Annotated in this window: 13 protein-coding genes; 1 reads left to right on the forward strand and 12 read right to left on the reverse strand. The window is 73.2% G+C overall.

Annotated features, from left to right (window positions below; all coding sequences use genetic code 11):
* The first annotated feature begins 16 nt into the window (after positions 1-16).
* Positions 17-1,579, forward strand: a complete 1,563-nt coding sequence (locus Voc01_RS39380; protein WP_203932796.1) for an FMN-binding glutamate synthase family protein — start codon at positions 17-19, stop codon at positions 1,577-1,579.
* Here Voc01_RS39380 and Voc01_RS39385 read toward each other — a convergent pair.
* Genes Voc01_RS39385 through Voc01_RS39440 form a run of 12 tightly spaced genes read right to left on the reverse strand, consistent with a single transcriptional unit; the run spans position 1,576 to position 13,610 of the window.
* A complete protein-coding gene (locus tag Voc01_RS39385; protein ID WP_203932797.1) occupies positions 1,576-2,820 on the reverse strand; it encodes a 2-hydroxyacyl-CoA dehydratase family protein in 1,245 nt (414 codons plus the stop codon). The two genes, Voc01_RS39380 and Voc01_RS39385, sit on opposite strands and share 4 nt — an antisense overlap.
* The gene (locus Voc01_RS39390) at positions 2,817-3,776 is read right to left on the reverse strand and encodes a 2-hydroxyacyl-CoA dehydratase family protein (RefSeq protein ID WP_203932798.1); all 960 of its coding nucleotides are present in this window, start codon (positions 3,774-3,776) and stop codon (positions 2,817-2,819) included. Before Voc01_RS39390 ends, Voc01_RS39385 begins: the two co-directional genes overlap by 4 nt.
* Positions 3,776-5,002, reverse strand: coding sequence for a CaiB/BaiF CoA transferase family protein (locus Voc01_RS39395; RefSeq protein ID WP_203932799.1), 1,227 nt, complete (start codon positions 5,000-5,002; stop codon positions 3,776-3,778). The genes Voc01_RS39390 and Voc01_RS39395 overlap by 1 nt, the downstream gene beginning before the upstream one ends.
* Complete coding sequence (locus tag Voc01_RS39400) at positions 4,999-6,126, reverse strand: CapA family protein (RefSeq protein ID WP_203932800.1); 1,128 nt, start codon at positions 6,124-6,126, stop codon at positions 4,999-5,001. The genes Voc01_RS39395 and Voc01_RS39400 overlap by 4 nt, the downstream gene beginning before the upstream one ends.
* Positions 6,123-6,899 (reverse strand): amino acid ABC transporter ATP-binding protein, encoded by a 777-nt coding sequence (locus tag Voc01_RS39405; RefSeq protein WP_203932801.1) that lies wholly within the window; start codon positions 6,897-6,899, stop codon positions 6,123-6,125. Before Voc01_RS39405 ends, Voc01_RS39400 begins: the two co-directional genes overlap by 4 nt.
* A complete protein-coding gene (locus tag Voc01_RS39410) occupies positions 6,896-7,765 on the reverse strand; it encodes an amino acid ABC transporter permease (RefSeq protein WP_239160829.1) in 870 nt (289 codons plus the stop codon). The genes Voc01_RS39405 and Voc01_RS39410 overlap by 4 nt, the downstream gene beginning before the upstream one ends.
* Positions 7,762-8,706, reverse strand: coding sequence for a transporter substrate-binding domain-containing protein (locus tag Voc01_RS39415; protein WP_203932802.1), 945 nt, complete (start codon positions 8,704-8,706; stop codon positions 7,762-7,764). The genes Voc01_RS39410 and Voc01_RS39415 overlap by 4 nt, the downstream gene beginning before the upstream one ends.
* Before the next feature lie 25 nt (positions 8,707-8,731).
* A complete protein-coding gene (locus tag Voc01_RS39420) occupies positions 8,732-9,184 on the reverse strand; it encodes a MaoC family dehydratase (protein ID WP_203932803.1) in 453 nt (150 codons plus the stop codon).
* The gene (locus tag Voc01_RS39425) at positions 9,181-10,674 is read right to left on the reverse strand and encodes an acyl-CoA synthetase (protein WP_203932804.1); all 1,494 of its coding nucleotides are present in this window, start codon (positions 10,672-10,674) and stop codon (positions 9,181-9,183) included. Before Voc01_RS39425 ends, Voc01_RS39420 begins: the two co-directional genes overlap by 4 nt.
* Positions 10,667-11,578: an SDR family NAD(P)-dependent oxidoreductase gene (locus Voc01_RS39430; protein ID WP_203932805.1), complete on the reverse strand. Its 912-nt coding sequence runs from the start codon at positions 11,576-11,578 to the stop codon at positions 10,667-10,669. The genes Voc01_RS39425 and Voc01_RS39430 overlap by 8 nt, the downstream gene beginning before the upstream one ends.
* Before the next feature lie 50 nt (positions 11,579-11,628).
* The gene (locus Voc01_RS39435) at positions 11,629-13,080 is read right to left on the reverse strand and encodes an MFS transporter (RefSeq protein ID WP_203932806.1); all 1,452 of its coding nucleotides are present in this window, start codon (positions 13,078-13,080) and stop codon (positions 11,629-11,631) included.
* Complete coding sequence (locus tag Voc01_RS39440; RefSeq protein WP_203932807.1) at positions 13,077-13,610, reverse strand: GNAT family N-acetyltransferase; 534 nt, start codon at positions 13,608-13,610, stop codon at positions 13,077-13,079. The genes Voc01_RS39435 and Voc01_RS39440 overlap by 4 nt, the downstream gene beginning before the upstream one ends.
* Positions 13,611-13,765 lie beyond the last annotated feature (155 nt).

The raw sequence follows: 13,765 nt of genomic DNA on the forward strand, positions 1-13,765 counted from the left end.
GGGGTACGTCGACCGCATGCGTACCGCCGTCAAAGCCGTCGCCTCCGCGATCGCCGCCGTCGCCGCCCGGGACCTGTTCCAGCGCGACCATGCCCTGCTGCGAAACTTTCCCGTGCTCGGGCACGCGCGGTACCTCATCGAGTCGATCGGGCCGGAGCTGCGGCAGTACATCGTCGCGGGCAACAACGAGGAACGCCCGTTCACGCGCGACCAGCGGCGCTGGGTGTACAGCTCGGCCAAGAACGAGAACAACTACTTCGGGTTCGGCACCGACAACGACATCGAGTACACCGCCGGCTACCCCGTGATCAAGCACCGGACGTTCGGGCGGGCGGTGCCACCGTCGTCGCCGACGGCCGGGCACGACGTCGAGCTGCCCGCGGCGAAGGTGCTCGGTGCCGCCCGCGGCCGGGCGAAAGCGTTCCGGCCCCGGTCGGTGGTCAACATCTCGGGGATGAGCTTCGGCTCGCTGTCGGGCAACGCGGTCGAGGCGCTGAACCGGGGGGCGGCGCTGGCCGGCTGCCTGCAGAACACCGGCGAGGGCGGCCTGTCGCGGTACCACCGCCACGGCGGCGACCTCGTCTTCCAGATCGGCACCGCGTACTTCGGGTGCCGCGACGAGCGCGGCCGGTTCAGCCTCGACCGGCTCAAGGCCCTGGTCGCGGCGGCGCCGGTACGTGCCCTCGAGGTCAAGCTCAGCCAGGGCGCCAAGCCCAGCCTCGGCGGGCTGCTGCCGGCCGCGAAAGTCTCCGCCGAGATCGCCGAGGTGCGGGGCATCGCCATGGGACGCGACTGCGTCAGCCCGTCGCGTCACGCCGAGTTCTCCGACACCGACGGGCTGCTCGACTGGGTCGAGCTGCTGGCCGCCGAGACCGGCCTGCCGGTGGGCATCAAGGCCGCCGTCGGTGACATGGGCTTCTGGGACGAGCTGACCCGGCTCATGCACGATACCGGACGCGGCGTCGATTTCGTCTCCATCGACGGCGGCGAAGGGGGCACCGGCGCCGCCCCGCTCATCTTCACCGACACCGTCTCGCTGCCGTTCCAGCTCGGCTTCAGCCGCGTCTACCGGATGTTCGCCGAGCGGGGGCTGCACGAACGGGTGACGTTCATCGGCGCCGGCAAGCTCGGGCTGCCCGACAACGCGGTCATCGCGTTCGCCCTCGGCTGCGACATGATCAACGTCGCTCGGGAGGCGATGCTCGCGATCGGCTGCGTCCAGGCGCAGAAGTGCCACACCGACACCTGCCCCACCGGCGTGGCGACCCAGAACCAGTGGCTGGCCCGCGGGCTGGTGCCGGGGCCGAAGGCGGAGCGCGTCGCCAACTACATCCGCACGCTGCGCCGCGACCTCATGAAGGTCGCCGAGGCCTGCGGCGTCGAGCATCCCGGGCTCATCGACACCGGATCGGTGGAGATCCTCGACGGGCGCACGTCGGCCACGCCCCTGCACGAGGTGTACGGCTACCGGCCGGAATGGGGACTGCCCGGGCCTGCCGACCGCGCCGAGATCGTACGTCTCATGACCGACCGCGCCCCGCAGGGCGGCTCCGCCCTGCCGTCCGACGACCGCGTCTAGAGTCCGTCGAGCCAGGCGCCGATGTCGGCGGCGACGGCCGCGGTGTCGTAGCCGCGGTCGTCGACGTTGTCGGCGTGCAGTTCCAGCACCGGGAAGCCGGCGTCGCGCAGCGCGCGGGTGGTGAACCAGCTTCCGCGCGGGTCGGCCGACACCAGGTGCACCACGCCGTCGATGCCGTGCGCCCGCGCCTCCTTGACGTACCAGTCGCCGCTCCACGGCGGCATGTACAGCTGCTCGCTGAACGCGGCGAACCGGGCCGCCAGCGCCCGCAACGGGTCGCCGCCGTAGCGGGCGTAGCCGTCGGCGGCGACCGCCAGGTACATCGACCACACGAACACCGCGCCGTGCGACTCCTGGAACCGTTGGTAGAAGCCCATGTCGTACCACAGGCCCCGACCGATCCACATGAGCCGCAGGCGTTCGCCGGCGCACGCGGCGCGGCCGGTGTCGACCCGCTCGCGCACCTCGTCGTGGAAGCGCCGGGCGGCATCGCGGGCCCACGGCGTGCCCCGGTGCCACTGCGGCACCATGACGCTCGGGATGCTGTCGACGACGCTCAACGGCGCCGGCGACGTCGCCGCGATGAGGTCGCGCGAACGGCGGTTCCACTCGGCCTGCTCGTTCACCAGGGCCATCACCTCGCGGAAGCGCGAGTCGCGGAACTCGCGCCCCGTCGTGGTCTCCAGGAAGCGGACCAGGCCGGCGAGCTCGGCGGTGAGCAGGTCGAGCCGCGCGGTGCCGACCGCCTCCTCCCACCGGTGCGGCATCAGCTCCCACCACCGCTGCGGCGCGTCGTTGGAGGCCGCGCTCTCCAGGGCGTAGAACGCGATGCCGGGCTGCTGCCCCCAGACGTCGAAGACCTTGCGGGTGGTGTCGCCGGTGGTCTCGGCGAGCACGATCGTCGGTCGCGGCAGGCCGCCCCACGGCGCCGACGCCGGGTCGTCGTCGAACACCGAGCCGAGCGCGACGGCGTTGTACTGGTCGGAGTCGTCGGGGTAGCCGCGCTCGGCGACCAGCCGCAGGTAGTCGCCGGAGCGCTGCTTCGCCGCCACCACCGAGGCCCACCACTGCGTCACCACGTAAGGGATGTCCATGGCGCGGAAGATCTCCTGCGGCGCGTCGGCGTTCACGAGCGCGAACGGCTCACCGCCGGCGACCCGCTCGCGCAGCGCGCGGAACCACTCCCGTTGGTAGCGGCCGGCCTCGGCCGCCGACTCCAGCTGCTTCACCGCGCGCGTCATGCCGCGCTCCCCACCGGCACCGCGATCGAGCCGTACTCCTGGTTCTTCACCAGCACCGCGGGGATGCCCACGGCGGCCAGCGCCGCGCGCTGCGCGGGGAAGTCCCACGCCGGTCCCCCGTCGTTGCGCCGGGCGTAGGCGATCACCAGTTCCGCGCCGCACGCGCGGGCGGCCGCCGCCGTGTGCGCGGCCCGCGCGGCGATCGGGGACCAGGACGCGGCCGGCCCGTTGTACTGGTACCGCTCGGCGAGGTCGTCCACAGTGGACCCTCCGGGTGGCAGGACCGGGCTGTGGTCCTCCCCCACGACGAGGTACCCGGCGTCCTCCAGCGCGACGTAGACGTGCGGGGTGTCGTGGGAGCTCCCGGTGAGGAACACGCGGCGTCCACCGTGGACCGTCGCCGGTGAAACCGCGCCGCCGTGGACCGTCGCCGGTGGAACCGGGCCTCCGGCGGCCATCGCGAAGGCCTCCACGCCCGTCAGCCGCGGCCTCAGCTCCGCGAGCAGGCGGCGCCGCTCGTCGTGCAGCGCCACGGCGTCGGCGACCGCCCCGTCGGTGACCGGCCCGTACCAGGCCCCGAGCCGCTCCCGCAGCTCCCGCAGCCGGACGCGGTTGTAGGCGGTGGTGGTGCGGTGCGGCAGGTGCAGCACGTCGACGAGGTACGGTTCGGGCAGCCCCGCCGACGGCTCCAGCCGGCGCAGCTCCCGCAGCGCGTAGAACAGCCGCAGCGACGCCTCGCAGTCGTGCGACACCAGCACCCGGTCGACCGGGAAGTCATGCGACAGCAACCGGTTGAGGATCGACACGGCGACCGGGTCGACCCCGCGTCCCAGGTACTCCTCCCCCGCGCCGCCGACCCGGGCCGGGTCGCCGGTGAGCCGCAGCGGGGTGACGCCGGCGGCGGTGAGCAGCTCCACCGGCACGTCCGTGCCGACGTACCCGACCACCGGCGGCATCAGATGACCCCGTCGTCGGCGAGCGTCTTGAGCCGGTCGGCCGGGTAGCCGAGCAGGTCGCCGTACACCGACTCGTTGTGCTCGCCGAGGTGCGGCACGGGGCCGTCGAGGTCGGTGGTCGCCGCGGAGAACCGGATCGGCACGCCGGCACCGAACAGGCCGAGGTCGGGGTCGCCGATCGGGACGACCTCGCCGCGCTCGAGCACCAGCGGGTCGCGCACCGCCTGGGCCGGCTCGCGGACCTCCGCGGCCGGGACGCCGTTGCGGGTCAACGTCTCCAGCACCTCGGCGAGCGGCCGGCCGGCCGCCCACGCCGCGACGAACCCGTGCACCTCGTCGGCGTGCCGCACCCGGGCGTCGCGCGTGGTGAAGCGCGGGTCGTCGAGCAGGTCCGCGCGGCCGACCGCGGTGAACGTGCCGCGGCTGAACGCGTCGGTCGGCGCGCACAGCGCGAACCAGCCGTCGGCGGCGGGGAACACGCCGAACGGCGCCATCCGGGGGACGGTCGCGCCGGTGCGCACCGGCAGGCCGATGCGCTCGAACGCGTCGAACGGCTCGCACGCCACGAGCGAGGTGAGCGCGCCGAGCATCGACACGTCGACGTGCTGCCCCACGCCGGTCGCGTCGGCCTGGATCACCGCGGCGAGCGTGCCGATCACCGCGTACAGCGGCGCGACCAGGTCGGCCACCGGCAGCCCGAACCGCACCGGTGCCTCGCCCGGTGCGCCGGCGGTCATCATCACACCGCTGAGCGCCTGGATGATGGTGTCCATCGCCTTGCCGGAGCCGGGGCCGCCCTGCGCGCCGAACCCGCTGATCGACGTGTACACGATGCGCGGGTTCACCTCCGCGGCGAACGCGTGGTCGATGCCGAGGCGGCCGGTGACGCCGGCGCTGAAGTTCTCGACCACGATGTCGGCGTGCCGCACGAGGTCGGCGAACACGTCGCGGGCATCGGGGTGCTTGAGGTTGAGCGTCACGCTGAGCTTGTTACGGCCACGCACGAGCATCGACACCGACAGGTCGGCCGTCGATCCGCGGGTGGTGACCAGACCGTCGGGGCCCACGTACGGCGAGTTGTTGCGGGCGGTGTCGCCGCCCGCGAGCGGGTTCTCCACCTTGATGACCCGCGCGCCGAGGCCGGCCAGCAGCAGCGTCGCGTACGGACCGGCGAGCGCGTTGGTGAGGTCGACGACCGTGCGTCCGGCCAGCGGTCCCGCCGTCATGTGACGAGCACCTCGTCCCCCTCCCACCGGAACTCCGTGCGCAGCCCGGCTCTGTGCGTGATCTCCTCGACGTAGGCTGCCACCTCCGCGCCACCGTCGCCACGGCTCACCGGAACCGGGCGGCCGTGGTCGTCGATCCAGCACGGCACGAAGCCGGCCGAGGCCAGCCGCACCGCGCCGCCGACCCGTTCGAATCGGCACCGGGCGATCGCGGTGTTGCGGCTCTGCGGATGGAACGGGTAGAACGGCATGTCCGGGTCGGGCGCGAAGCCGTACAGCTCGACGCGGCGGCGGGCCCACTCGGCCCGGTCGGCGCTGTCGTTGCCGGTCGCGCTGAGCGCGTGCGTCACGGTGACGAAGTTGCCGAGCCCGTGGTAGATCGGGCGGCCCTTGTACACCTCGATGCCGCGCATGATGTGCGCGTGGTGGGCGAACACCACCGACGCGCCCGCGTCGACCGCGGCCCGCGCCACGGGACGCTCGTACATCGCGAGCACGGCCGGCGTGTGCCCGACGCCCTTGTGCATCGACACCACGACCACGTCGACCTCGGCGGCCAGCCGCCCGATGTCGTCGGCCATGCGGTCGAGCGTGTCGGGGTCGGCGAACGTGTAGATCCGCGGCGGGCCGCCGGGCGAGGCGTGGTCGAGCTCGTAGTGGGTCAGCACCTGGACGTAGGCGCAGCCGGGCTTCTGCGCCCGCGCCCACGACTCGCGGGGGCCGACGCAGTTGTAGCTGAGCACGCCGACTCGGATCCCGTCCCGCTCCACGATCGCCGGCCGCCGCGCCTCCGTCAGCGTCATCCCGGCGCCGGCGGTCGCCAGCCCGGCCGCCCGGGCGTGCCGGATCGTGTCGGCGACGCCGACGTCTCCGACGTCGTAGACGTGGTTGCCGGCGAGCGTCACCACGTGGAAGCCCGCCCCCGCGACCGCCGCGAGACCGGCGGGATCGGCCGGCGGCGCCGGCACGTCGGTGCTCACCTGGACGGTCGCGGAGCTGTGCGGCACCTCGATGTGCCCCACCACCACGTCGCCGGCGCCGAGCGTCGCCCGGACGGGCCCGAAGTAGGACGCCGGGTCGGGCTCGTCGAGCACCAGGTCGCCGACGCCGAGCACCGTGATCACCCGGTCACCGCCCGGCTGAAGCGGGACAGGAACGCGGCCAGCCGCGGCGACGACGGCCGGTCGAAGAACTCCTCCGGCGGACCGGTCTCCACCACCCGGCCGGCGTCCATGAACACGCACCGGTCGGCCACCTCGCGCGCGAACGCCATCTCGTGGGTCACCACGATCATCGTGATCCCGTCGCGGGCCAGGCCGCGCACCACGGCCAGCACCTCCTCCACCAGCTCCGGGTCCAGTGCGCTCGTCGGCTCGTCGAGCAGCAGGAGCCGCGGCCGGGTCGCCAGCGCCCGGGCGATCGCGACCCGCTGCTGCTGCCCGCCGGACAGCTGCCGCGGGTGGGCGTCGGCCTTGTCGGCGAGCCCGACCCGGTCGAGCAGCTCCATGGCCGCGGCGCGGGCACTGGCCGGCGCCACGCCGTGCACGCGCACCGGCGCCTCGGTGACGTTGCGCAGCACCGTCCAGTGTGGAAAGAGCTGGAACTGCTGGAACACCATGCCCATCCGCCGGCGCTGGGCGGCGACCCGGCGCTCGGTCAGCGGCACCAGCCGGCCCCGGACGTGCTCGTAGCCGAGCAGTTCCCCGTCGAGGTACATGGCGCCGCCGTCGATCGGCGCGAGCTGGTGCAGGCAGCGCACCAGCGTCGACTTCCCCGACCCCGACGGCCCCACGACGACGACCACCTCGCCCTCGGCCACGTCCAGCGACGCGCCGTCGAGCGCGGTCACGGCGCCGAACCGCTTGCGGACGTCCACCATGGACACCACCGGCGTCATACCGTGACCCCCCGACCGAAGCGGCGCTCCAACCGGCGCTGGCCCAGCGACAGCACGGTCACCACGGCCAGGTACCAGATCACCGCGACCAGCAGCATCGGCACCACCTCGTACGTGCGGTTGTAGATGACCTGCACCGCGTGCAGCAGGTCGGCCATCGCGATCACGCTGACCAGCGACGTGCCCTTGAGCAGGCTGATGAACTGGCTGCCGGTCGGCGGGATGATGACCCGCATCGCCTGCGGCAGCACCACCCGGCCGAACGTCTGGCCCGACGTGAAGCCCATCGCCTTCGCCGCGTCGCGCTGGCCCGGGTCGACCGCGAGGATGCCGGCCCGGATGATCTCGGCCATGTACGCGGCCTCGTGCAGCGACAGGCCGAGGATCGCCGCGAACAACGGTGTGATGACCGCGTTCGAGTCCCACGACGCGAACGTCGGACCGTACGGGACGCCGATCGACAGCGTCGGCAGCAGGTACGCGAGGTTGTACCAGAAGATCAGCTGCACCAGCGGCGGCACCCCGCGGAACACACCGACGTACACGGTCGCCGCCCACCGGGCCGGCCCGAACTCGCTGAGCTGACCGGCGGCCAGCACCGTCCCGAGCAGCGAGCCGAGCGTCATGCCGACGACCGTCAGCAGCACCGACATGCCCAGTCCGGCGAGCACCGTGGCGTCGAACAGGTACTCGCCCACGACGTCCCACTCGAACCGCGGGTTGCTGTACAGGAACACCACGACCTGAACAGCGACCGCGAGCAGGAGCGCGCCGGTCAGCCACCGCCACGGCCGGAACCGGGGCCGGGCGGTGGCGACGTCCACAGTGGACACCTTCGCGGTGGTGGTCATGTCGACGGCGGTCATGTCGAGGCGCTGGGCGCCGGCGACCCCGGGCCGGACGTCTTCGGCGCGGCCGTGTTGTAGCCGATCTGCTTCACGGCCACGTTGTCCAACCCGTACTTCTTCATGATCTCCAGGTACTCGCCGCTGTCGAGCAGCACCGTGAACGCGTCCCGGAGCACCGGTCCCAGGCCGCTGGACTTCGGCACCAGCATCGCGAGCTGGTCGACGCCGGCACCCTGCTCGTCGGTCTGGGTGACGTAGGTGTAGGCGTCCTTGTCCTTGGCCTTCGCGTCGATCGCGGCGCCCTCGGTCATGCCGGCGGCGTCGGCCCGGCCGGACTTCGCGGCGAGGATGGTGGCGTTGGTGTCGGCGAGGCCGATGAACGTCACCGCCTGTTTGCCGTTCTTCGTGCACCACGCGGTCAGCTTCTTGATCTGGTCCTCGACGATGCTGCCGGTGACGGCGGCGACCTTCTTGCCGCAGATGTCGGCGCTGGTCCTGATGCCGGCCTTGCTCTCCGTCGGCACCAGGTACGCGGTGCGGGTGGTCATCCAGACCACGGCGTCGAAGTCCTTCTCCCGCTCGGCGGTGTCCTTGACCGGTCCGTTGAACCCGTCGTAGCGGCCGGAGAGCATGCCGGTGAGCGCCGCCGGCAGGCCGTTGACGATGGAGATCTCGGGCTTGAGGCCGAGCACGCGGCCGAGGGCGGCCTGCAGGTCGGGGTCGAGCCCGGTGACGGTCTTGCCGTCGGTGCCGACGGAGCGGTACGGCGGGTGCGAGTCGCCGGCGAGGCGCAGCACGCCCGCCTTGCGGATCGCCTCGGGCAGGCGGTCGACGAGTTCCTTCACCGGCCCGTTGCCGGCGGCCGGCGCGGCACCCGGGGACTTCTCCGGGTCGGAGTTGCAGGCGGACAGGACGGTCGTGGCGAGCAGAAGGGCGAGAACAGCGGACAGTCTTCTCATGGCACGCTCCGGGGTGGCGGGGAGCTCAGGGGTGGTAGCGGTACACCGCCTGGGCGACGGCGGCCGGCTTCGGACCGCCTTCGATCTCGACGGTGAGGTCGGCGACGAGTTCGACGCCGTTCCCGGCGACCGGGCGGACCGACGCGACCGTCGCCGCGAGGCGGATCTTCGAGCCGACCGGTACCGGTGCCGGGAAGCGGACCTTGTTCAGGCCGTAGTTGACGGCCATGCCGACGTCCTCGATGCGCAGCAGGTCGGTCCACAGTGGAATGACGAGGGACAGGGTCAGGTATCCGTGTGCGATGGTCGTGCCGAACGGACCCGTCGCGGCGCGCGAGGGGTCGACGTGGATCCACTGGTGGTCGCCGGTGGCGTCGGCGAACCGGTCGATCCTGTCCTGGGTGATCTCCAGCCACTCGCTGGTGCCGAGGTCGCTGCCGGCGAGCCCGGACAGGTCCGAGAAGACGACTGTGGTCATGTGGTTTCCTCCCCGTGGGTGGTCCGCAGGCGGCTCTTGAGCACCTTGCCGGAGGCGGTGCGCGGCAACGTCTCCGTCAGCACGACCGACTTCGGGATCTTGTACCGCGCGATGCGACCGTCAAGGAACGCCAGCACCTGCGCGGGATCGACGGTCGAACCGGTGCGGGGCACGACGACGGCGCGGCCGACCTCGCCCCACCGGTCGTCGGGTACCCCGATCACCGCGCACTCGGCGACGTCGGGGTGGCCGGACAGCGCGTCCTCGACCTCGGCCGGGTAGATGTTCTCCCCGCCCGAGATGATCATGTCCTTGATGCGGTCGCGCACATGGGCGAAGCCGTCGCCGTCGACGACCGCGACGTCGCCGGAGTGGAACCACCCGTCGCCATCGAACGCCGCGGCCGTGTCGTCGGGCCGGTTCCAGTAGCCGGGCGAGACGTTCGGGCCGCGCACCAGGATCTCGCCGGGCTCGTCGGGCGCGACGTCGGTGCCGTCGGGCCGCACGACACGCACGTCGCCGAAGAACACGGCGGTGCCGGCCGACCCGGCCCTGCGCCGGCTCTCCTCCGCGCGCAGGAACAGCACGCCGGGCGCCGCCTCGGTCATCCCGTAGCCCTGCAGGAACGTCAGGCCGCGCCGGTGGTAGGTGGCGATCAGCGACTCGGGAACCGGTGCGCCGCCGCACATCAGCGTGCGCACCGTCGACAGGTCGGCGCCCGCCCATTCGTCACAGGCGGCGATCGTCTGGAACATCGCCGGGACGCCGAACATCAGTGTGACGCCGTGGGTGGCGATCAACCGTAGCGAGCCGGCCGGGTCGAACCGGGGCACCAGCACCGACCGGCCGCCCTTGAGGAACGTCGGCAGCACGGTCTGGTTCAGCGCGGCGACATGGAACATCGGCGCGCTGACCAGGGCCACCTCGTCGGCGGTGAGGTCGACGTCGAGCAGCAGGTTGAACGCGTTCCAGGCGAGGTTGGCGTGGGTGAGGACGACGCCCTTGGGCCGGCCGGTCGTGCCCGAGGTGTAGAGCAGCAGGCACGGGTCGGCGGGGTCCACCGGTTCGTCGAGCGGGGCGGTCGGCGCCGCGGCGAGCACCGCCTCATACGGTGCGGCGATCGGGTCGGCGACGCCGAGCGCGGCGGCCGCGTCGGCGTGCTCGGACGAGTGGACCAGCGCGGTGGCGCCGCAGTCGGCCACGATCGTCGCCAGTTCCGGGACGGCCAGCCGGGTGTTCAACGGGACGAAGACCGCGCCGAGGAGCCCCGCGGCGAACATCGTCTCGAGGAACTCCGGCCGGTTCGGGCCGAGGAACGCCACGCGGTCACCGGCGCGCACCCCGCGTTCGCGCAACACGTACGCGAGCCGGGTGGAGCGGCCGGACACGTCGGCGAACGTCCACTCGCGACGCACGTGCACGAGCGCGACGCGGTGCGGCGACATCCGCGCCCGGCGCGCCGGCCACGAGCCGACCCCCCGGTTACGCACCGGGATCCGCCGGCACGGGTACCCCCACCGTCTGCGTGGCGGTGCCGAGCGAGGTCGGCCACGCGGTGGCGATGTCGTCGGCCGACCAGCCGCCGTCGCGGTACACGGCGGCGACCTCGGTGGGATGGCTCCACAGCGACAGCTTGTCGCCGCCGACGCCGATCGCCTGACCGGTGACGTCCGCGCTCGCCGCGGAGGCGAGGTACACCACCAGGCCGGCCGCGTCGTCGGGGGTGCCGAAGCCGGCGCCGGCACGCAGCCAGGCGGGCATGGGCGTCCCGTCGCGTTCGAACGCCTCGACGTGCGGCGCGAACGCCGGGATCGTCGCGGTCATCGCGGTCGCCGCGACCGGGACCACCGCGTTGACGGTGATCGACGCCCGGCCAAGCTCCATCGCCCACGTGCGGACCATGCCCACGATCGCGGCCTTCGCCGCCGAGTAGTTGGTCTGCCCGACGTTGCCCCGCTGGCCGGCCGGCGACCCGACGACGACCACGCGCCCGCCACCGCCCTGCGCCCGCATCTGCCCCACGGCGGCGCGCACGCAGGTGAACGTGCCGCGCAGGTGCACGTCGACGACGGCGTCGAACTCCTCGTCGGACATCTTCCACAGCATCCGGTCGCGCAGGATGCCCGCGTTGGTCACCAGCGCGTCGAGGCGTCCGAACGTCGACACCGCGCGCCCGACGATCCGCTCGGCGACATCGGACGGTCCGACCGCGCCGGCCTCGGCGACCGCGGTGCCGCCGGCCGCGACGATCGCGTCCACGGCCGCACCGGCGGCCGCCCCGTCGGCGTCGTTGACCACGACCGACGCGCCGGCGGCGCCGAGTGCGGTGGCGTACGCCAGCCCCAGCCCACGTCCCGCACCGGTGACGACCGCGACCCGCCCGCTGAGATCCATGTCCGCAAAGCTAGGCGATTCAATTACGACCGTCAAGAATCTGCCTAGCTTTACCTCCGCTGACGCTGCGTGACAGGTGTGCCGTCGGTGAGGAGGACCGCGGTGCTGATCGCGGCCGCCGTCAGCAGCAGCGCGCTGACCTCGAACACGACCGCGTAGCCGTGGGTCACCGCCGCAGCCCCGCCGATCGCGTGACCCGCCGCGGCGGTCGTGGCGACGGTGTTGAGCAGCGCGGTACCCAGCGAGCCGCCGACCTGCTGGCTCGTGTTGACCAGCGCGCTCGCGATCCCCGCGTCGTCGTCGGCCACCGCGGTGAGCGCGGTGCCCGACAGCGGGCCGAACGTCAGGCCCATGCCGACGCTGATCAGCAGTTCGGCGGGGAGGATGTGGGTCCAGTAGCCGGAGTCGACGTCGAGGTGCGACAGCAGGAACATCCCGGCGCTCGACGTCGCGAGCCCGGTGACCATCGCCAGCCGCGGTCCCAGGTGCGGCAGCGCCCGCACGACGACCACCGAGCCCGCGACGACTCCGGCGGTGAACGGCAGGAACGCCGCGCCCGCCTCGATCGGCGTGTACCCGAGTGTGCGCTGCAGGTGGTAGGTGAGGAACAGGAACACGCTGAAGATGGCGACGCCGACGAGCAGGCGGGCCAGGTACGCGCCGGCGCGGTCGCGGTGGGCGAGGATCCGCATGGGCAGCATCGGCTCCGCGGTGCGCACCTCGATGACGACGAACCCGGTCAGCAGCAGCGCCGACACACCGATTGCCGCCAGGGTCACCGGAGCACGCCAGCCGTCGGTGCCGGCGAGGCTGAAGCCGTACACCAGCGCGACCAGCCCGGCGGTGCCGGTCAGCGCGCCGGGCAGGTCGTAGCCCACGCGGGCGTCGCACCGGCTGTCGCGCACGTAGCGCAGGGCGGCCACGGCGGCGGCCGCCGCGATCGGCGTGGCGACGAGCAGCGTCCAGCGCCAGGAGGCCACCTCGGTCAGCACGCCGCCGAGCAGCAGACCGAGGGCGCCCCCGCCACCGGCGATCGCGCCGTAGAGCGCGAACGCGCGGGCCCGCTCCGCCGGGTCGGTGAACGCCACGGTGAGCAGCGACAGCGCCGCCGGCGCGAGCAGCGCGGCGAACGTGCCCTGCAGGGCCCGGGCCGCGAACAGGGTGCCGGCGTCGACGGCGAGCCCGGCCGCGGTCGAGGCGACGGCGAACCCGACGAGGCCGACGACGAACGTCCGCTTGCGCCCGGCGCGGTCGGCGATCCGGCCGCCGAGCAGCAGCAGGCCGCCGAACGTCAGCGTGTAGGCGGTGACGACCCAGTGCCGGTCGGCGTCGGCGATGCCCAGGTCGTGCTGGGCGGTCGGCAGCGCCACGTTGACGATCGTCATGTCGAGGATCAGCAGCAGCTGCGCGACCCCGATCACGGCCATCGACCGCCAGCGCATCGGGTCAGGCGGCGGGCGGTCGGCGACGGCCGGCCGGGACGCCGACGCGTAGATCGTCATGCCGCGGGGTCCAGGGCCGCGGGGTCCAGGATCGTCGGGACCCGCAGCACGATGTCCACGACGGACGCCGGCCCGTCGACGTCGACGGTGCAGCCCGGAAACTCGCGCCGCAGCCAGTCCAGCACCCGGGTGTTGGTCGTCAGCACCGCCGCCACCAGCCGACGGTGACCCGACGCGTGGGCGGCGACGACCAGCTCACCGAGCAGGCGCCGGCCGATCCCCCGCCCCTGCGCGGCGTCGACGACCTCGAGCGCGATCTCCGCCCGGCCGTCGCCGAACGCCATCAGCCGGCCGAGGCCGTCGGCGGTCCAGCCTCCGTCGTGCCGGCGCTCGGCCACCAGCACCGCGCGCCGGTCACCGTCCACTGTGGCCAGTTCGGCGCGCTGGGACGCGGTGAGCCGCGGCATCCCGGTGTGGAAGCGCTGGTAGCGCGACCCTGCCGACATCCCGTCGAACACACACTGCACCGCACCGGCCGCCTCACCGGCCCGCAGCCGGCGGATCCGGCCGTGCCACCCTGTCGACCCCATCGCCGCCCACCTCCAGCACGCCGGCGTTCCGACGACGTTCCACCACGGCCGGAACGGGCGTGGAACACCGCACCGGCGAGAGAGGGTGGTGGCTGATCCGTGCGTTCGACCGCGCTCCGATGGGGGATCCGGGCAATACCTGGCCCGGCTCCGCG

Source organism: Virgisporangium ochraceum, assembly GCF_016863655.1.
In the GTDB taxonomy this organism is placed as follows: Bacteria; Actinomycetota; Actinomycetes; order Mycobacteriales; family Micromonosporaceae; genus Virgisporangium; species Virgisporangium ochraceum.

What these genes read in the sequence shown, in the direction of transcription:
- Voc01_RS39405 (WP_203932801.1), bottom strand. Translation starts at nt 6,899, where the DNA reads ATGACGCCGGTGGTGTCCATGGTGGACGTCCGCAAGCGGTTCGGCGCC.
- Voc01_RS39380 (WP_203932796.1), top strand. Translation starts at nt 17, where the DNA reads ATGCGTACCGCCGTCAAAGCCGTCGCCTCCGCGATCGCCGCCGTCGCC.
- Voc01_RS39435 (WP_203932806.1), bottom strand. Translation starts at nt 13,080, where the DNA reads ATGACGATCTACGCGTCGGCGTCCCGGCCGGCCGTCGCCGACCGCCCG.
- Voc01_RS39410 (WP_239160829.1), bottom strand. Translation starts at nt 7,765, where the DNA reads ATGACCGCCGTCGACATGACCACCACCGCGAAGGTGTCCACTGTGGAC.
- Voc01_RS39385 (WP_203932797.1), bottom strand. Translation starts at nt 2,820, where the DNA reads ATGACGCGCGCGGTGAAGCAGCTGGAGTCGGCGGCCGAGGCCGGCCGC.
- Voc01_RS39420 (WP_203932803.1), bottom strand. Translation starts at nt 9,184, where the DNA reads ATGACCACAGTCGTCTTCTCGGACCTGTCCGGGCTCGCCGGCAGCGAC.
- Voc01_RS39440 (WP_203932807.1), bottom strand. Translation starts at nt 13,610, where the DNA reads ATGGGGTCGACAGGGTGGCACGGCCGGATCCGCCGGCTGCGGGCCGGT.
- Voc01_RS39390 (WP_203932798.1), bottom strand. Translation starts at nt 3,776, where the DNA reads ATGCCGCCGGTGGTCGGGTACGTCGGCACGGACGTGCCGGTGGAGCTG.
- Voc01_RS39415 (WP_203932802.1), bottom strand. Translation starts at nt 8,706, where the DNA reads ATGAGAAGACTGTCCGCTGTTCTCGCCCTTCTGCTCGCCACGACCGTC.
- Voc01_RS39395 (WP_203932799.1), bottom strand. Translation starts at nt 5,002, where the DNA reads ATGACGGCGGGACCGCTGGCCGGACGCACGGTCGTCGACCTCACCAAC.
- Voc01_RS39430 (WP_203932805.1), bottom strand. Translation starts at nt 11,578, where the DNA reads ATGGATCTCAGCGGGCGGGTCGCGGTCGTCACCGGTGCGGGACGTGGG.